Source organism: Rhizobium sp. R339, from assembly GCF_002211395.1.
In the GTDB taxonomy this organism is placed as follows: Bacteria; Pseudomonadota; Alphaproteobacteria; order Rhizobiales; family Rhizobiaceae; genus Rhizobium.
This window is the reverse complement of record NZ_LOKV01000025.1, coordinates 108343-127104: the sequence shown is the minus strand read 5'-3', so window position 1 is coordinate 127104 and position 18762 is coordinate 108343. Positions and strand designations below refer to the sequence as shown.

16 protein-coding genes and 1 riboswitch are annotated in these 18762 nt (G+C 62.2%); of the genes, 6 read left to right on the top strand and 10 right to left on the bottom strand.

Annotated features, from left to right (window positions below):
- Nucleotides 1–85: 85 nt before the first annotated feature.
- Entirely contained in the window at nt 86–1009 is a 924-nt protein-coding gene (gene metA / locus ATY76_RS25585) for a homoserine O-succinyltransferase (RefSeq protein ID WP_088677469.1), read from the bottom strand.
- Nucleotides 1010–1058: 49 nt separating this feature from the next.
- A riboswitch (SAM riboswitch) is annotated at nt 1059–1136 on the bottom strand.
- A gap of 155 nt (nt 1137–1291) precedes the next feature.
- On the opposite strand from metA, the gene ATY76_RS25580 reads away from it, so the two are divergent.
- Nucleotides 1292–3142, top strand: a complete 1851-nt coding sequence (locus ATY76_RS25580; protein ID WP_088677468.1) for an ABC transporter ATP-binding protein/permease — start codon at nt 1292–1294, stop codon at nt 3140–3142.
- 9 nt (nt 3143–3151) lie between these two features.
- On the opposite strand, the gene ATY76_RS25575 is transcribed toward ATY76_RS25580, so the two are convergent.
- From ATY76_RS25575 to ATY76_RS25560, 4 genes are all read right to left on the bottom strand, one after another.
- The gene (locus ATY76_RS25575) at nt 3152–3781 is read right to left on the bottom strand and encodes a DUF5666 domain-containing protein (protein WP_088677705.1); all 630 of its coding nucleotides are present in this window, start codon (nt 3779–3781) and stop codon (nt 3152–3154) included.
- Nucleotides 3782–3899: 118 nt separating this feature from the next.
- Nucleotides 3900–5720 carry an ABC-F family ATP-binding cassette domain-containing protein gene (locus ATY76_RS25570; protein WP_088677467.1) on the bottom strand — a complete coding sequence of 607 codons (1821 nt, stop codon included), beginning with the start codon at nt 5718–5720 and terminating at the stop codon, nt 3900–3902.
- A 3-nt stretch (nt 5721–5723) separates the two neighbouring features.
- Complete coding sequence (locus ATY76_RS25565; RefSeq protein WP_190233734.1) at nt 5724–6380, bottom strand: thiamine diphosphokinase; 657 nt, start codon at nt 6378–6380, stop codon at nt 5724–5726.
- 58 nt (nt 6381–6438) lie between these two features.
- On the bottom strand, nt 6439–6969 hold the full coding sequence (locus tag ATY76_RS25560; RefSeq protein ID WP_190233733.1) for a MarR family winged helix-turn-helix transcriptional regulator: 531 nt from the start codon (nt 6967–6969) through the stop codon (nt 6439–6441).
- 112 nt (nt 6970–7081) lie between these two features.
- Here ATY76_RS25560 and ATY76_RS25555 point away from each other — a divergent pair, with 112 nt between their 5' ends.
- Complete coding sequence (locus tag ATY76_RS25555; RefSeq protein WP_088677465.1) at nt 7082–8617, top strand: MDR family MFS transporter; 1536 nt, start codon at nt 7082–7084, stop codon at nt 8615–8617.
- Between the two features lie 383 nt (nt 8618–9000).
- On the top strand, nt 9001–10545 hold the full coding sequence (locus ATY76_RS25550; RefSeq protein ID WP_088677464.1) for a M48 family metalloprotease: 1545 nt from the start codon (nt 9001–9003) through the stop codon (nt 10543–10545).
- Between the two features lie 51 nt (nt 10546–10596).
- On the opposite strand, the gene ATY76_RS25545 is transcribed toward ATY76_RS25550, so the two are convergent.
- From ATY76_RS25545 to ATY76_RS25525, 5 genes are all read right to left on the bottom strand, one after another.
- On the bottom strand, nt 10597–11460 hold the full coding sequence (locus tag ATY76_RS25545) for an RNA polymerase factor sigma-32 (protein WP_018244054.1): 864 nt from the start codon (nt 11458–11460) through the stop codon (nt 10597–10599).
- 374 nt (nt 11461–11834) lie between these two features.
- Nucleotides 11835–12407 (bottom strand): CarD family transcriptional regulator, encoded by a 573-nt coding sequence (locus ATY76_RS25540; RefSeq protein WP_003543775.1) that lies wholly within the window; start codon nt 12405–12407, stop codon nt 11835–11837.
- A gap of 393 nt (nt 12408–12800) precedes the next feature.
- Nucleotides 12801–13139, bottom strand: a complete 339-nt coding sequence (fdxA, locus tag ATY76_RS25535) for a ferredoxin FdxA (RefSeq protein ID WP_049733327.1) — start codon at nt 13137–13139, stop codon at nt 12801–12803.
- Between the two features lie 195 nt (nt 13140–13334).
- Entirely contained in the window at nt 13335–13739 is a 405-nt protein-coding gene (locus tag ATY76_RS25530; protein WP_088677463.1) for an RNA-binding S4 domain-containing protein, read from the bottom strand.
- A gap of 2 nt (nt 13740–13741) precedes the next feature.
- Nucleotides 13742–16930 (bottom strand): helicase-related protein, encoded by a 3189-nt coding sequence (locus tag ATY76_RS25525; RefSeq protein ID WP_088677462.1) that lies wholly within the window; start codon nt 16928–16930, stop codon nt 13742–13744.
- 796 nt (nt 16931–17726) lie between these two features.
- Here ATY76_RS25525 and ATY76_RS25520 point away from each other — a divergent pair.
- The 3 genes from ATY76_RS25520 (at nt 17727) to ATY76_RS33840 (ending at nt 18555) form a co-directional block, all read left to right on the top strand.
- Nucleotides 17727–17882 carry a DUF3309 family protein gene (locus ATY76_RS25520; RefSeq protein WP_017962528.1) on the top strand — a complete coding sequence of 52 codons (156 nt, stop codon included), beginning with the start codon at nt 17727–17729 and terminating at the stop codon, nt 17880–17882.
- A 27-nt stretch (nt 17883–17909) separates the two neighbouring features.
- Complete coding sequence (locus tag ATY76_RS25515; RefSeq protein WP_009991900.1) at nt 17910–18170, top strand: glycine zipper domain-containing protein; 261 nt, start codon at nt 17910–17912, stop codon at nt 18168–18170.
- A gap of 229 nt (nt 18171–18399) precedes the next feature.
- Nucleotides 18400–18555 (top strand): hypothetical protein, encoded by a 156-nt coding sequence (locus tag ATY76_RS33840; protein ID WP_190233732.1) that lies wholly within the window; start codon nt 18400–18402, stop codon nt 18553–18555.
- Nucleotides 18556–18762: the final 207 nt, after the last annotated feature.

Sequence of the window (18762 nt, the reverse complement as noted above, 5' to 3'; positions counted from 1 at the left end):
GAAGACGCGCGGCTATAGGGTTCGGAGGGGAACCTGCCCGCATTTGCTCCAAACCGCAACCGGGCAGATCAGAAAGAAACGCCGCTCAGAGGTCCATGCCGATCTCTTCGACGTCATAGGGCGTCGTCTGATAGATCTCGTTGATCCAGTTGCCGAACAGGAGATGCGCATGGCTGCGCCAGCGGTTCTGCGGCGGAAGGGCGGGATCGTTATGCGGGAAGTAATTGTGCGGCATCTTGATCGGCACGCCGGCATTGACGTCGCGGAAATACTCGTCGGAGAGCGAGGTGGAATCATATTCGACGTGGTTGAACATGTAGAGCCGCCGGCCTCGCTTTTCGTGTACAAGGCAGACGCCCATCTCGCTGGATTCCATCAGGATCTCCAGGCTGTCCGATTTCTCGATATCGGCGCGGCGCACCTCGGTCCAGCGTGACACCGGCACTTCGAAATTGTCGGAGAAACCGTTGAGATAGATCGAGGAGGGCTTCAGGTTCCGGTGACGATAGACGCCGAAGGCCTTCTCCTTGAGCTCGTACTTCGGAACGCCGTGGAAGTGATAGATCGCCGCCATCGCGCCCCAGCAGACGTTCATCGTCGAATGGACGTTGGTTTCCGTCCAGTCGAGAATCTCCTGCATCTCTTTCCAATAGGTGACGTCCTCATAGGGCAGAAGCTCGATCGGCGCGCCGGTGATGATGAAACCGTCGAATTTACGCTGCTTTACCTCTTCCCAGGTCTGGTAGAAGGCAAGCAGGTGATCTTCGGAGGTATTCTTCGCCTTGTGCCCGCCGATGCGGATGAGCGACAGTTCCACCTGCAGCGGCGAAGCGCCGACGAGCCGCGCCATCTGCACTTCGGTCTTGATCTTGTTCGGCATCAGGTTGAGCAGCCCGATCTGCAGCGGTCTTATATCCTGACGGATCGCCATCGTCTCGGTCATCACCCGAACACCCTCTTGAACCAGGGTTTCGAAGGCAGGCAGCGTATCGGGGATCTTGATGGGCATTGCGGTCACTCGATCAAAAACAAAAAACCGGCGGCGACAAAAAATCGCTACCGGTCCGCACGCGGCCCTTTAGCGAATTTTTTAACGTGGCTGCAAGCCGGCCGGCCAAATCACCACGGAGTGTCTAATTAGCCCCAGTCGGGCGACGAATCAACTGCCGAATGCATGGGCGAGCGGCCCGTGCAAGCATCATCACAGTTTAATGACTGATAGAATCTGTTGATAGACCGGTAACGCCACCATGTTAATAATGAGGGGTATGGGCGGTGTTGGAAAAGCGTGATGGCAGATAAAAGCAAGGGGAGGCCGGGCATCCGAAGGCAGGATGGGGTAGGGTATGATTTCAGCCTGACATATCGCCTCGGAGTGATGTTCTCAGCATTCTGGAATTCTGAAGTGCGTGGCAAGGTGCTGTTTCTGGCGACCGTGCTGATCCTCGTCATCCTGGCGACCGCCTATGGCCAGGTGATTCTCAACGAATGGAACGCCCCATTCTACGATTCGCTCGAGCGCCGCGACCTCGGCGAATTCTTCCACCAGCTCGAAATCTTCGCGATGATTGCCGGCACGCTGCTGCTGCTCAACGTGCTGCAGGCCTGGCTGAACCAGATGACCGCGCTCTATATGCGCGAGGGCCTGTCGCGCGATCTCGTCGACCAGTGGCTGAAGCGGAAGCGGGCGCTGCGGCTCGCCTCCAGCGGCCTGATCGGCGTTAATCCGGACCAGCGCTTGCATGAGGATTCCCGCAATCTCGCCGAAAGCACGACAGGCCTCGTGCTCGGCTTGCTGCAATCGACCATTCTTCTGGTGAGCTTCATCGGCGTGCTCTGGGAGCTGTCGAGCGGCTTTATCTTCCATATCAGCGGCCACAGTTTCTCCATTCCGGGCTACATGGTCTGGGCGGCGATCTTCTACGCCGCCTCCGCTTCGGTGCTGAGCCAGGTCGTCGGCCGCAAGCTGGTGAAGCTCAATGCCGACCGCTTCTCGAAAGAGGCCGAGCTTCGCTTCACGCTGATGCATGCCAACGAAAACATGCCGGCGATCACCGTCGCCCGCGGCGAGGAGAACGAGCGCCGGCGCATCAATACCGACATCAGTTCGGTGCTGAGGGTCGTCAAGCGGCTCGCCATGGCCAATACCAATCTCACCTGGGTCTCGGCCGGCTACGGCTGGTTGGTGATCGTCATCCCGATCATCGTCGCCGCCCCCGCCTATTTCTCCGGCGGCCTCACTCTCGGCCAGCTGATGATGTCCGTCGGCGCCTTCAACCAGGTCAACACGGCGCTGCGCTGGTACGTCGCCAATTTCGGCCCGATCGCCGAGTGGCGCGCCACGCTGATGCGCGTCACCGATTTCCGCCAGGCCTTGCTCGACATGGACGAGGACTTCGATGTGAAGGACAGCATCGCCTATGAGAACACCGCGCCCGACACGCTGACCCTGAAAAATGTGGTCATCAACGCGAAGGTGGGCGAAGACATCGAGGAATGCGGCGGCTTCCGCCTGCGCGAAACCGATGTCGTGATCAAATCAGGCGAAAAAATCATGATCAACGGCGACCACAGCGTCAATCGCAAGCTGCTGTTCCAGGCGATGGCCGGCCTGTGGCCATGCGGCAGCGGCACGATGGGCCTGCCGCCGGCCGATGACATGCTGTTGGTTCCGCAGATCGCCTATGTCCCCGGGGGAACGCTGCGCGAAGCGCTGGCCTTCCCGGAAAGCCCCGATGCCTATGAGAAAGCGGCCGTCGAGGCGGCTCTGGAAAAGGCCGGCCTGCACTCGCTGATCGCAAGGCTCGACACCCGCGCCCGCTGGGACAAGCTGCTCGACGGCGACGAACAGAAGGCGATCGGCTTTGCCCGGCTGCTTCTCGTGCGCCCGCGCTGGATCGTCTTCGACGAAGTGCTGGAGGGCATGGAGCCGGAATGGCAGGAAACCATGTGCAGCGTGCTGACCTCCATGCCTGAGACCGGCATGATCTATATCGGCCGTTCGGAAACCTATCTCGAGGCCCTGCAGCCCCGCGTCCTGCATCTGCAAGCCCTGCCGGCAAAATCCGAAGCGCCGCCCGTCGTCCAGACCGGCGCCAGCGCCAGTGCGGGCACCGCGGCCGTTCCCGCGCCGGCGCTTTAGAACAGCCCGTCACATCGGCGGCGTGATGCCGTTGAGGCCGACGGCGACCTGGCTGGCTGAAATGCTGCCATCCGCCGCCTTCTCGCCGGTGACGATGACGCCGGCGCCGGCCTTCAGATCATCCTTGGTCGCGGGCGCCAGGGTGACGATCGGCGTGGCGTCGGCGATGGTGATGGTCTTTTCCTTGCCCTGATAGGTCAGCGTGATCGTGTGGCCATCGACGGATTTGACAGCATTGCTGACGGTCGCGTTGGTCATCTGGCTGTTCGGCTGAGCATCCCAGGGACGGTTGCCCTCGCCGGTCCCCTTCATCGACGCCGGAAAGATCAGCACTTCGATCGCCCCATCCGGGCCGCTGCCCTTCGGAAGCGAGGCCACGCCGACGAAATCGCCGGGCTTGATATCCTCGACCGAAGCCTGCTTGACGCCGCTGACCTTCCAGCCGGCTTTTAGCGCAATCGTCGCATCGCTACCGTCGCGCGTCTTGACGACAAGCTTATCGCCGCTGAGGCTTTCGATTGCGCCGCGAAGGCGAATGCGCTCGCCATCCTGCGAGTAAGCAGCCTGCGATAGGGCGAGCGCGGCGAAGCCGCCGGCGGCAAGTGTTCTGTAAAAATGGGAATGGGGCTTGCGAGACATATGACCTTCCTTGGTCGCCATTGCGATCGGCATGTCCCCGGCTGCCGGACGGCACCTTATGCCGCACGGCGATACACAGGCGAATCAAGGAAAGGTGAGCCGTCGAAACTGGGAAGGCTCAGCCCTCCAGCTCCTCCCGCAGCATTTCGAGCTCCAGCCATTCCTCTTCCATCTTCGTGAGACCGGCACGCAGCTTCTCCATCTCGGCGGCCAGCCGGTTGAAGGCGGCGGGGTCGCGGGTGAAGAGGTTGGGATCGGCCATCACCTGTTCGCGCTTGGCGATCTCGGCCTCGGCCTTGGCCATCTCCTTGGGCAGGTTTTCCAGCGCGAATTTCTGCTTGAAGGAAAGCTTGCTCTTCGAGCCGCCGCCGGATGGTGCTGCCTCCTGCGTCTTCGGCTTCTCCGCCGCCTTCTCGGCCTTCCTGCGCTCTTCGAGCGCGCCCTTGCGCTGCGCCAGCATGTCGGTGTAGCCGCCGGCATATTCGATCCACCGGCCGTCGGGCGCATCCGGCACGGCCGGCGCGATCGTCGACGTCACGGTGCGGTCGAGGAAATCGCGGTCGTGGCTGACGAGGATGACGGTGCCGGGAAAACCGGCGACGATTTCCTGCAGGAGGTCAAGCGTCTCGATGTCGAGATCGTTGGTCGGTTCGTCGAGGATCAGCAGGTTTGCCGGACGCGAGAGAATGCGCGCCAGCATCAACCGGGCGCGCTCGCCGCCGGAGAGGCTCTTGATCGGCGTGCGCGCCTGTTCCGGCTGGAACAGGAATTCCTTCATGTAGCCGGTGACGTGGCGCTGCTCGCCGTTGACGAGCAGGTTTTCGCCGCGCCCGTCGGTCAGGTAATTGGCGAGCGTATCCTCGGGATCGAGATCCTCGCGCTTCTGGTCGAGCGTGGCGATCTCCAGATTGGTGCCGAGCTTCACCGCGCCGCTGTCGGGAGAAAGCTGCCCCGTCAACATTTTCAGGAGGGTCGTCTTGCCGGCGCCGTTCGGCCCGACCAGGCCGATGCAATCGCCGCGATGCACCCGGATCGAGAAGGGCGTAACGATCGCGCGGTCGCCGAAGCTCTTGGTGATCTTGTCGGCCTCGATGACCAGCTTGCCGGATTCCTGCGCGTCCGAAGCCGTCGCCTGCACGATGCCCTGCGGCCCCTTGTGGCCGCGATATTGCGAACGCATCGTCTGCAGCTCGCCGAGGCGGCGCATATTGCGCTTGCGCCGCGCCGTGACGCCGTAGCGCAGCCAATGCTCCTCGCGCTCGATCGCCTTGCCGAGCTTGTGCTGCTCCAGCTCCTCGGCTTCCAGCACCTGGTCGCGCCAGGCCTCGAAATGCGCAAAACCTCTGTCGAGCCGGCGCGAGGCGCCGCGGTCGAGCCAGACGGTTGCCGTCGAGACCTTTTCGAGGAAACGCCGGTCGTGCGAGATCAGCACCAGGGCGCTGCGCGTCTTCTGCAGCTCGCCTTCCAGCCATTCGATTGTGGGAAGGTCGAGATGGTTGGTCGGCTCGTCGAGCAGGAGAATGTCCGGTTCCGGCGCCAGCACGCGGGCAAGGGCTGCCCGGCGCGATTCGCCGCCCGAAAGGTTTTTCGGATCTTCCTCGCCGGTCAGTCCGAGATGGGACAGAAGATAGGTGACACGATAGGGATCATCCCCCGGCCCAAGCCCGGCTTCGGCATAGGCCTGAACCGTGCTGAAGCCGGCAAAATCCGGCGCCTGTTCGAGATAACGCACCGTCGAGGAGGGATGGCGGAAAACCTCGCCGGACTGCGCCTCGACGAGGCTGGCGGCGATCTTCAGCAGTGTCGATTTGCCCGAGCCGTTCCGCCCGACGAGACAGATCTTGTCGCCGGGCTCGACCTGCAGGGAAGCGCCCGCCAGCAGCGGCGCGCCGCCGAAGCTCAGGAAGATATCGTCGAGTTTCAGAATGGGAGGGGCCAAAAATCAGACTCCGGAAAGATCATAGGGTCGGGCAAGCACGATCGCCCGGCCGCTGCCGAGCGTGAAGCGAACCTTGCCTTCCGCGACATTGGAAATGGTGCGCGACGAGCCGAAAGGCAGATGAAAATCTGTCAGCGGATAACGCGCATTTTCGATGGAAAGCCCCTTCAGCTCACTGAAACCGGGAACGGAAAACAGGCTGCCCTTGGGAAGGTCCAGTTCGATCGTGCCGGCAAGCAGCGGCACCGCCTCTTCCCTGCCGGAGGTCAGCAGCACGTCGAAACCCTCTTCGGCGAGACTGACGGCCGACAGCAGATGCTGAAGCGCATGGTCGGAGCGTTCGCCGCCGAGCGCGCCGACGAGGACAAGACGCCGGGCGCCCCGCGCGATCGCCTCCGACACCGCGATTTCGCCGTCCGTCGCCGCCTTTGCCGTGGGATAAGGCTGTTTCGGTACGTGGGGAAATGCGTCGTCCAGATCGGGCGGCGTCGAATCGAAATCGCCGACCCAGAGCTCCGGCGTGACACCGAGCGCCGCCGCATGCCGCATGCCGCCGTCGGCGGCGATGAAACGGCTGCCGGCGACGACATGGCGCAGGCGCTCCGTCAGGCTGAGTTCGCCGCCGAGCAGAATGGTGAAAGTGGATTGGCTCATGGGCATTGCCCTTAGCGCAAACGGGGGGTCGAGGGGAAGGGGCCGATGGATCGGCGGTCTTGCCTCAGCCCGGCGTATCCTTGTCGCGCGACAGGAAGACCGCCTCGTAACCGCCGATGAAGCTTTCAAAAAGGGCTGCGAAGCGTTCGACATCCTCCTGCGGCCAGTCGGAGACGATTTCGGAGATGATCGCCAATTTCTGCGCGAGGATCGCGGCAAGCAGGTCCTGGCCGGCCGGCGTGATGACGACGACGATCCGCCGCGCGTCGGCCTGCGAGGCCTCGCGGCGCAGCACGTTGCGCCCGACCATCTCGGCCACCACCCGGCTTGCCCGTGACGGATCGATGCGCAGGATCTCCGCGATCACGCCGACCGTGACCTCACCGGCCGGCTGCGCCCTGCGCACAGCATCGAGCACATCAAGATGCGAAAGCTCCAGGCCCGGCGCCGCACTCTGGATCGCCAGCCGTCCGATCAGCCGCCGTCCGGTCATCAGCCGCATGCGCGCCATGCTCCGGCCGATGCGCGGCACGTTTTCGCCGTCCGGATCGGCCGGGCTTTTCGACAGGTTCTTCGTCATCGCTTCATTCATCATAGGACCATAACAGAGCGGACTCGGAAAATGAATATGCTGGTGTCATTCATGTGCCATTGACAATTATATGCTAATAGCATATAAAGACATCTCAAACCGGAATGTCATCCCCATGGACATGCAACTCGCGCCTGCGCCGCTCGTGACGGATCCCCGTCGCCGGCTCATCCTCTTCTTCTTCCTGATGACGGCCATGTTCATGGCGACGCTTGATAATCAGATCGTTTCCACGGCGCTGCCGACCATTGTCGGCGAATTCGGCCATCTCGAGCGCTTCGGCTGGATCGGTTCGGCCTATCTCCTGTCGCTCAGCGCCGTCATGCCGCTCTACGGCAAGCTCGGCGATCTCTTCGGCCGCAAATATGTGATGATGACGGCGATCGCGATCTTCACGGTCGGCTCGGCGGTCTGCGGCCTTGCGGTCTCGATGAACACGCTGATCGCCGCGCGCGTGCTGCAGGGCCTTGGCGGCGGCGGCATCATGGTCTCGATCTTCTCCGTCAACGCGGACCTTTTCGAGCCGCGGGAGCGGGCGCGCTATCAAAGCTATTCCAGCCTCGTGCTGATGGCGTCGGGCGCGATCGGCCCGGTGCTCGGCGGCACGATGAGCGATCTCTTCGGCTGGCGCTCGATCTTCCTGGTCAACGTGCCGATCGGCTTCATCGTGCTCACCGGCCTCGCCTTCATGCTGCCCTACCGAAAGCCGCATCGCCGCCCCAAGATCGATTATGCCGGCGCGCTCCTGCTCGCGCTCACCACGACGAGCATCGTGCTCGCGACCGACAGCAGCGAATTGTTCGGCGCGTTGATCTCGCCGCAGAGTATCGGCATCGTCGCCTTCGGCGCCGTCTGCGCCGTCGCCTGGGTCCTCGTCGAGCGCCGCGCGCTGGAGCCGATCGTGCCCCTGCAGCTCTTTCGCAATTCGACCTTCAGCCTGCTCCTGGTGATCTCGGTCATGGGCGGCGCCATCGCCATCGGCATGGTCAACTATCTCGCGCTCTTCCTGCAGACCACGACCGGCCTTTCACCCTCCGCCGCCGGCCTTCTCTTCATTCTGCTGACCGGCGGCCTCGTCTGTGGATCGCTGTCCGCGGGACGCATCATCTCGACGACCGGGCGCTACAAGCCCTTCGCCATCGCAAGCCTCTCCTGCAGCGCCATTGCCTTCGCCCTGATGTCGCAGGTCCACGCGGGAACGCCGATCGCCTTGATCGGCGCCATCATGATGCTGCATGGCATCGGCATCGGTCTTGCACAGCAGGTTCCCGTCATCGGCGTGCAGAATGCCGCACCCGCCCGCGACGTCGGCGCCGCGACCGGCGCGGTAACGCTGTCGCGCATGGGAGGCGCCTCGATCGCCATTTCCATCTATGGCGCCATCATCGCCTCCGGGCTTGGCAAGGTCGGCATCTCCATTCCCGGCGTCGCTGACATCGAGCAGCTGACGCCGAAGATGATGGCCTCCCTTCCCGAGGCCAGCCGCCAGGCCGTCGCCGATCTCTATGCCGCCGCCTTCTCGCCGCTCTTCATGACTTCCTGCGCCATCGCCCTCACCGGTCTCGTCGCCGCAATCCTATTGAAGCCGGTGCAGCTGCCTCGCGCCGGCAAGACGGCGGCGCAAACGCCGGCCGCGGAAGCTGCGGAATAGCCGAATCGCCGGAATGCTTCATCGGAAGAGGTTCGGCATTCACCGCATCCATCCTCAGTTGTAAAATTCCCGCGAGATTGCCTTCGCCGGGCCGGTTGCTTCAATCGGCCCGTTCTTTTTCCGCGCCGCCGACGAATCTCATCCTAGTGATGGAACTTTCGCCATAATTTCATCCGAGCGAAGAGAGCTTCAACCTCTGAGGCATTGCCAAAATGCAACGCCGCCACATTTAAACAGAGTCTCGCTATGCAACCGATGCGTAAATCAGCTACAGCAACGACTTGTATCGGCCGTTTGTGCAGCGCGAGATCAGGGGTAGGCACCTGTTGAATTCCCCTTGCCACGGCCGGTCCGAACATGCGGCAAACCGGCAAAACAGCGACATGATGCGGAGAACCAGACTGGACTGCTTGACGACGTGGACATCGCCCGCGCTTTCCAGTGATGCCGTTTCCGCGCCGCGCCGCTTCGCGCGTCGCCTGATGCTGGTTTCGGCCATGGCAGTCGCGCTGAACGGTTGTCAGTCGCTGATCGAACAGTCCTATCAGCCGAGCGTGTCGCCGTCTTCCAATCCGCAGATCGTCGACGAAGTGCAGAAGAACGATCCGCGCGCTGCGATGGGCGCCCGCGAGCATCCGCGCATCGTGGCAAGCTATGGCGGCGAATATAAGGATGCCAAGACCGAGCGGCTCGTCGCCCGCATCGCCGGCGCGCTGACGGCGGTATCGGAAAATCCGAGCCAGTCGTATCGCATCACCATCCTCAATTCGCCGGCGATCAACGCCTTCGCGTTGCCGGGCGGCTATCTCTACGTCACCCGCGGCCTGCTTGCGCTGGCCAACGACGCCTCCGAAGTCGCGGCCGTATTGTCGCACGAAATGGGCCACGTGACCGCCAACCACGGCATCGAGCGGCAGAAGCGCGAAGAGGCCGAGGTCATTGCCAGCCGCGTCGTCGCCGAGGTCCTGTCGAGCGATATTGCCGGCAAACAGGCGCTTGCCCGCGGCAAGCTGCGGCTTGCCGCTTTCTCCCGCCAGCAGGAACTGCAAGCCGACGTGATCGGCGTGCGCATGCTCGGCGAAGCCGGCTACGATCCCTATGCCGCCGCCCGCTTCCTCGATTCCATGGCGGCCTACAGCCGCTTCATGTCGGTCGACCCCGAGGCCGACCAGAGCCTGGACTTCCTGTCGAGCCATCCGAATTCCGCCCAGCGCATCGAGCTTGCCCGCACCCACGCCCGCGCCTTCGGCCAGGAAGGCTCCGTCGGCGACAAGGGCCGCGACTATTATCTCGACGGCATAGACGGCCTGCTCTATGGCGACAGCCCAGAAGAGGGCTATGTCCGTGGCCAGACCTTCCTGCATGGCGGCCTCGGCATCCGCTTCGACGTGCCGCCGGACTTCAAGATCGACAACAAGGTCGAAGCGGTCATGGCGACCGGCCCGAACGATATCGCCGTCCGCTTCGACGGCGTTGCCGACAACCAGAACCAGAGCCTGACCAATTATATCTCCAGCGGCTGGGTGACCGGCCTCGATCCGTCGACCATCCAGCCCGTCACCATCAACGGCATGGAAGCCGCGACCGCCCGCGCAAGCGCCGACCGCTGGGATTTCGACGTTACCGTCATCCGCAACAATTCGCAGATCTTCCGCTTCCTGACGGCCGTCCCGAAAGGCAGCGACGCCCTCGAACCGACCGCGAACGTCCTGCGCGCAAGCTTCCGGCGCATGACGCCGGCCGAGACCGCCTCGCTGAAGCCGCTGCGCATCCGGGTCGTCACCGTCCGTCCGGGCGAGAACATCTCGACGCTTGCCGCCCGCATGATGGGCACCGATCGCAAGCTCGATCTTTTCAAGCTCATCAACGCCCTGCCGACGGGTGCGGCGGTTTCGCCCGGCGATCGCGTCAAAATCATCGCCGAATAAAAAAGCCCGGCTCGCGCCGGGCCAGTCAGTGCTGCTGGAAGGTAAAGACGTTCAGGCGTAGGCCGCCATATGCGGGTCGGCGCTGACGAGCGCGCTGCGAAGCTTCTCCATCGCCCGGCTTTCGATCTGGCGCACCCGTTCCTTGGAAATGCCGAGATCGGCGCCGAGCTCTTCGAGCGTGGCGCCGTCTTCCGCCAGACGCCTTGCGCTGATGATCTTCATCTCGCGTTCGTTGAGGTGTTTCAGGGCCGAGGCGAGCCAGACGCGGCGGCGCTCGCCGTCGATCATGTTGGAAACCTGTTCGTCCGGCAGGGGATCGTCGCTGACGAGGAAATCCATCTTCTCCGCACTCTCCGCATCGCCGGAGACCGACGGCGCCTGCAGCGAAGCATCATTGCCGGAAAGCCGCGCATCCATCGTCTGCACATCGGCGAGGCTGACGCCCAGCGCCGCGGCGATCTCCTGATGAATGGATTGCAGCGTCAGCTGCGTGTCGCCCTTGGCAAGCTTGGCGCGCAGACGGCGCAGATTGAAGAACAGCGCCTTCTGCGCCGAGCTCGTGCCGCCGCGCACGATCGACCAGTTGCGCAGGATATAGTCCTGGATCGAGGCCCGGATCCACCAGCTGGCATAGGTCGAAAAGCGCACGTCGCGCTCCGGCTCGAAACGGGCTGCAGCCTCCAGCAGGCCGACATAGCCCTCCTGCACGAGATCGCTCATCGGCAGGCCGAAATTGCGGAACTTGCCGGCCATGGAAATGACGAGACGCATATGGGCCATGGCGATCTGGTTGCGCGCGCCGCGGTCGTCGTGATCCTTCCAGCGGGTGGCGAGATCGTGTTCTTCCTGACGGGCGAGATAGGGAGCGGCCATCGCGATTTTGATCATGCGCCGATCTGCAGACATGTTCTTCATTTCGATCTCCTGAAACAGGCCTCTCGCCCAAAATGAACAATAAAACTCACATTCCGGAACATCGCTGTCCGGACCGAATCGGTTCTGAATGCATAAAAGGCCTCGCCCCTGGACTTTTCAGGGGGAGGCCCTATGTCTCATCATGTGCCGGTAAGACGGCTGGGCTGGACCTGTTTCTTCACGTTGCCGGATGGGCAAGACTGAAAAGGCATGCTCCGCTCCTCATCGAACATTGACGGAATAGCGGTTCGCCCGTCGAGGCATTGCCTGGCGAGCAGTCCGCAATTACGTGTGTTAACGCGCCAGCACGGAAAAAGTTCCAATAAAAAACCCGGCTCGAAGGCCGGGTTTTTTGATGGAGTAGACAGGCCGCCTTATGCGGCTTCGTCCTGCGAATCGTCCTCTTCGATTGCCTTGCCGCGCTTCGGCCCCTTGTTGAGATTGGTCTCGACGAGGCGGACGGCTTCGGTTTCCGACATCTTGTTGACGGCGGCAATTTCACGCGCCATGCGGTCGAGTGCAGCTTCATAGAGCTGGCGCTCGGAATAGGACTGCTCGGGCTGGTTCTCGGCACGATAGAGATCGCGCACGACCTCAGCGATGGAAATCAGATCGCCGGAATTGATCTTGGCATCATATTCCTGGGCGCGGCGGGACCACATGGTGCGCTTGACGCGTGCCTTGCCCTGCACGACCTTCAAAGCACGCTCGACGAAATCCGTTTCCGACAGCTTGCGCATACCGATGCTCATGGCCTTCGCGACCGGCACCTTGAGGCGCATCTTGTCCTTTTCGAAATCGATAACGAAAAGTTCGAGCTTCATGCCGGCGACTTCTTGCTCTTCGATAGCGGTGATGGTACCGACGCCATGAGCGGGGTAGACGATCGATTCACCGGTCTTGAAGCCGTGACGTGCTGTAGAAGGCTTTTTCTGCTGAGTCGTCATTCTATTCAAAAACTCCCTGTTACGCTTCCGGCGGCGGCCGGAGCCGGGTCAGTCAGGCCCGGATGAGACGGGTAGATCCGTCGGGTGACTTCACTCTGGTCCCATCAGGCAAAAGCAAATATGTCTTGCGCGCGATCTTGGGATGCGACGCTCAAGGCGTTGATATGTCACGGAAACCGTGGGACGGATTTGTTTTGCTTTCGTGATGGTTTTGGGCATGCGTCATGCCACAAATGGAACAGTGCACGAAACCTATCACAAAAATATGAGGAAATCAATAATTTGCTTCGCTTGAGTCATGCCGGCAACACACGTCACCCATATGCCAGGCGCAGGATTTAAAACGTTTCACCGCACGGCCGCCCGAATTCGGGCGCCGAATGTGACGGTTCCTCAGTCGCCGGAACCGGGCTTCTCCGAGAAATACTTCTCGAACTTTCCGGTCTCGCCATCCATTTCCTTGGCCTCGGGCAACGGATCCTTCTTGACCGTGATGTTCGGCCAGATGCTGGCATATTCCGTGTTGATCTTCAGCCACTTATCAAGGCCCGGCTCGGTATCCGGCTTGATCGCCTCGGCGGGACATTCCGGCTCGCAGACGCCGCAATCGATGCATTCGTCGGGATGGATGACGAGGAAGTTCTCGCCTTCATAGAAGCAGTCGACAGGGCAGACTTCCACGCAATCGGTGTATTTGCACTTGATGCAATTGTCGGTCACGACATAGGTCATGAAGAACTCCAGGATTTCCACGCAGAGGGGGCCGGGCAACCTGGAACGTCGCGCCTATCCCCGTGCCGGAGGAACAGCGTAGGCAGGCTTGAGAGGCAAGCACGCGGTCCGGCGGGTTGTCAGTCACGTATCGGCTTTGGCGCCGGATTTCAAGGATAAACGATCTGCAAAAGCCCCCGCCGCAGGCAGAGTTTTCTAATCCTCGTCCGACATCAGCTTGTCGATCGCGCGTCTTTCCTTTTTGGTGGGACGGCCGCTGCCGGTCGCTCTGATCGCCTGCTCGTAAGGGGTGAGGCGTTTTGCCTCACCTGGCGGCGGGGACAGGTCTTCGTAGAGCAGCCGTGCCTCCTCGTAAGGCCCTCGCCGCTCGCCGGCAAGGCGTACGACGAGAACGACGTCGCGCCGCTCGAGCGTCAGCTCGATGCGGTCTCCCGGCTTGACCATCTGGCTCGGCTGGCTGCAGCGCTCGCCGTTGATGCGCACGTGGCCCGACTGCACATGGCTCTGCGCCAGCGAGCGCGACTTCAGCATGCGCGTGAAGAACAGCCATTTATCGATGCGCTGGCGCGAACCGTTTGCCGGCTGTGTCTCCCCGCTCATGATTACTTCTTCATCTGCTCCTTGAGGGCAGCGAGCTTGGCAAAAGGCGAATCCGGATCGATCGGCTTCTCCTTGCGCGGCGGCTTGGCCTCGAAGCGCAGCGGCTGCGAGCCGCGATTGTTGTTGCGATCGTTGCGATCATTACGCTCGCCGCGATCCTTGCGGTCGCCACGGTCTTGTCGGTCGCCGCGCGGCTGGTCGCCTCGTGGCTGGTTGTTGCGATCGCCTCTTGCCTGCTGCGGCCTGCCGCCGTCGCCATCCTTGGCGCGGTTGTGGCGATTGTTGTCGCGGCCGTCACCGCCGCGATTGCCTTCGCCGCCACCTGGGCGGCGATTTCGCTCGCCGCGTTCCTGGTTCTGGCCGCGTTCCTGGCCTTGACCGCCACGGCGTTCGCCGTGGCCGCCGCGCGCCTGGCGCTGGTTGTCGTTGCGGCCGCCGAGACGCCACAGAAAAACAGGCTTCGGTTCGACCGGCTCGCCGGCTTCCTCAGCAGCGGATCCCTCCGCCGGAGCGGCTGCCTCAGCTGCTTCGGTGGGCGCCTGGGTCTCGCTGGTGTCCGCGACCGACGCATCGGCAGCAGCCGCCGCCTCAGTTGCGGGCGCTTCGGCAGCGGTCTCCTCCGCCGATGCATCGGCGTCGTCGTGATCGGCCTTTTCGGCCGTCTCGTCCGCCGGCGTTTCCGCAGAGGCGGCAGGCGCGGACGCCGTATCCTGCGCCGCAAGATGGGCAGACGCTTCCTCAGCCTTCACGGCATCGGCGCGATAGCCGAGACCCTTGAGGATTTCCTCCATATCCTCGAGCGTCGCGCCGAGGATCGACAGCATTGCCGTCGTCGTCGTGAAGCGGCGGCCGTCATAAGCGCCTTCCGGACGATTGCTCTGGCCGGGCTTCCATTGCAGCAGCGGACGGATGATGTCCGCCAGCCGTTCGAGAATATCGATACGCACGGCGCGCTTGCCGAGGAAACGGAAGCCGGCGAGCTTGTAGAACATCCGCTCGAAGCTCGGATCGGTGACGACGGAGGTGCGCCCGGCCGCAAGCACCGGAATGAGATCGCCGTAGCCGGGCTTGTCCAGACCATCGTTCTTCAGCGCCCAGAGCAGCGTGATGAGTTCGGCCGGAGCCGGCTTCAGAAGTGCGGGAACGAAAATGTGGTAGGCGCCGAACCGCACGCCGTAGCGGCGCATGGAAGCGCGCGCTTCCTGGTCCAGCGACTTCACCTCTTCCGTCACATCGCGTCGGAAGAGCACGCCGAGATTCTCGACGAGCTGGAAGGCAAGCCCCTTGGCGAGACCCTGCAGGTCTTCGGCGCGCGACAGATCGTCGAGCGGCTTCAGCACCGTGCTGATATGATGATTGACGAAGCGCTCGATCCGCGCGGCGACGTGATCGCGGGCATTGCCCGTCAGCTGCTCGTCGGCGAGCAGAATCACCCGCGGGCGCATGACGTGATCGCTGCCCGAAAGCCGCGCCACCGGATCGCCGAGCCAGCGGATCAGCCCATCCGAGCCGATCGCCAGGTCGCTATTGCCGGCGGCATGCAAGCGGGCCGCACGGGCTTCGAATTCGAGCGCGAGCGCCTTCTGCGACGCAGCCTGAACCGCCTTGGCATCCGGTCCGTCCGTTCCCGCCACCGGCGTGAAACGGAATCCGCTCAACTGCCCTACATGATGTCCTTCAACGAAGACATCGCCATTCACACTGATTTCAGCTTCCAGCATCGCATTCTCTCTCAGGCGCTTCATGAGCACAGATGTCCTGCGATCAACAAAGCGTTTCGTCAACCTTTCATGTAACGCATCGGACAATCGATCTTCGATTTCCCGCGTCTTTTCCTGCCAATGTGTCGGATCGGCCAGCCAGCCGGGCCGATTCGAAACATAGGTCCAGGTCCTTATCTGCGCGATTCGCGCCGAAAGCGTGTCAATTTCCCCATCAGTCCGATCGGAGCGATGCACCTGCTCCGCGAGAAACTGCTCGTTCACCGTGCCATAGCGCACGAGATCGGAAAAGAGGGTCGAAATAAGATCGGCATGTTGTGCGGGAGTGATACGCCGGTAGTCGGGCAGCGCGCAAGCCTCCCAAAGTTTTTCGACGCGCGCCGGCCTGTCGGCGAGGTCGATGACCTCGGGATAGCGCGAAAGCTGCTCGAGCGCCTGCTGGTCGACCGCGGGCAGCGCCCGCGTCAGCCCCGGCACGCGCGGCCCGGCCTCGAGGCTCGCCCGCAGCGACTGGATCGAGGAGAAGTCCATCTCGATCGTGCGCCACTGCAAGACCTTGACGTTGTCGAATTCATGCCCCTCGATACGCTGCACCAGCTCCTCGTCGAAGGGCGAGACCTGTCCGGTGACGCCGAAGGTCCCGTCCCGCACATGCCGCCCGGCGCGCCCGGCGATCTGGCCGAGTTCGGCCGGATTGAGATTGCGGAACTGGTAGCCGTCGAATTTCCTGTCCTGGGCGAAGGCGACGTGGTCGACATCGAGGTTGAGGCCCATGCCGATCGCATCGGTCGCCACCAGATATTCGACGTCGCCCGCCTGGTAGAGCGCCACCTGCGCATTGCGGGTGCGTGGGCTGAGCGCCCCCAGCACGACAGCCGCGCCGCCGCGCTGCCGGCGGATGAGCTCGGCGATGGCATAGACCTCGTCGGCGGAAAAGGCGACGATGGCCGAGCGCTGCGGCAGCCGGGTGATCTTCTTCTGCCCGGCGTAGAACAGATGCGAAAGCCGCGGCCGCTCGACGATGGTGATGCCGGGCAGGATCTGCTGCAGGATCGGCCGCATCGTCGCCGCACCGAGCAGCAGCGTTTCATCCCGGCCGCGAAGATGCAGGATACGGTCGGTGAAAATATGGCCGCGCTCGAGATCGCCGGCGAGCTGCACCTCGTCGATCGCGACGAAGGCGGCCTTGGTCTCTCGTGGCATCGCCTCGACCGTGCAGACGGAAAAACGCGCATGGGGCGGCGAAATTTTTTCTTCGCCGGTGACCAGCGCCACGTTCTGCACGCCGACCTTCTCCACCACCCGCGTATAAACCTCGCGCGCCAGCAGCCGGAGCGGCAGGCCGATCACGCCGGTTCCGTGCGCAACCATGCGCTCGATGGCATAATGGGTCTTGCCGGTATTGGTCGGTCCGAGCACGGCGGTCACACCGCGCCCGCTCAGAATCATCGGCTGCGAAGTCAGAGTCATTGGTCCATGCAAACGAGGCGGTCAGCCCCAGGAAAATCTGCTCCTCCGGATGGAGGCACAGAACACATGGACAGCCGCCGCCGCAAACGCAAGGGAAGATTTCAAAATGCTGATCGGAATTACGACCTTTGCGAGTCATCCGGAACACTCGACTTCGCGATCCGGAACACCCTGAGAACGAATCAGCGACGAATCGCTGACTCCCGCTGATTCAGCTTTTGTTCACGGCTAAGTATTGATTTTGAATCACTTTTTCCCACTAGATGCTGAATCGCGAGACTCACGCTCATCTTCATTTTCGCCGCCGCGCTCGACGATTTTCGGTCCCGCGCCGGCAATCGAAAATTGTGCCCGAAATTAACGTCTCGACCAAAGCCGGAACGAAACGGCGACGAATCGCCGACCCCGCCGTTTTCGCCTTTCGTTCACGGCCATATCTGGTGGCCGGGCCCGGCTGGAGCGCTAGATGCGGATCGCTGGAAAATCATCTAATCCCGCACGTCGGCATCGGCATTAATCTTTGCAGGGCCGGATGCGGGCCGCGTTAAACCGAACCGGGCGATATCGGCGCACCGATCAAAAACGGAACGAATCGCTGACGAATCGGCGACATCGGGACTTTCCCCCTTTGTTCACTGCAACATATTGTATTTAAAAGATTTTTTAACCATATGCGCGGGTTTTCGATATAACGGGAGTTGGAACCCGCCACATTTACTGGCTCAACCGGGAACAAAAATCGCCAATACGTGTTTTCAATCCATCCAAATTGCGGATGAAATGAAGGAAACACACCATGCTTGGCACGATACTTCTAATTATCCTCATTCTGCTCCTGATCGGAGCCTTGCCGAATTGGGGTTACAGCCGTGGCTGGGGCTATGGACCTTCTGGCGGTTTGGGGCTAGTTCTCGTGATTATCATTATCCTTGTACTAATGGGCCGCATCTAAGGCCCACCTAACCTGGGGAGTTACGACATGATGAAGAAGATCGTTCTTATTGGCGCACTCGTCGGCGCTTTGGCATCCTGCACGGCGACCGAGCAAGGCACGGCGATCGGCGCCGGCACCGGCGCGGTCATCGGTGGCGCCGTCACCAACAGCTGGGGTGGTGCCGCAGTCGGCGCCGTTGCCGGCGGTCTGACCGGCGCCCTCATCGGCCAGTCGGTCGAACGCCGCGGCTACTGCATCTATCGTGACCGCTACGGCCGCCGCTACGAGGCCCGTTGCCGCTACTGATCGGCAAAAAGCATATCGGACTCCCAACGGGCGCTTCTGCGCCCGTTTTTCTTTGCCGCTTGACTCCGTCAACATGACGTTGACGATCGGTCGCAAAAGTCAAACCTACCGCCGGACGCGAGGCGGGCACATATTCCTTCATAAGCACAAGGGCAGGCAAACGCCGCCCGGGCAGGCAAGAGCCGCCCGGGGCAGCGGAACGGCCCGTGCCTCTGAAAGGAATGCTTCCATGGCCCAGATTTTTCTGAACTCCGCCCTCGCGGTCCTTATCGCCTCGGCTTTCCTGACAACGGCGATCTCAGCTCTTCGCGGCGAAGATCGCTCGTTGCGGAAAGTGCCGGTCAAAGTGCGCGCGAAGCGTCATCAGACTGGCCGCCGCTCTTAGGTTTTGTGAAAACAAATCCGAGGCCCACAGCATCGCCGACGCCGGCATATGCCTGGCAGATCGGTTTGAGCGCAGTAAATTCCCAAAACCGACGATGTGCAAGACGCACTCAGCTCGCTGCTGTCATCCTCGGCCTAGTTGAAGGCCGAGGATGCTGCATATCGACCGGAGCCGATGCTTGGGACAGGCCGAGCATGGCGAAAGAGA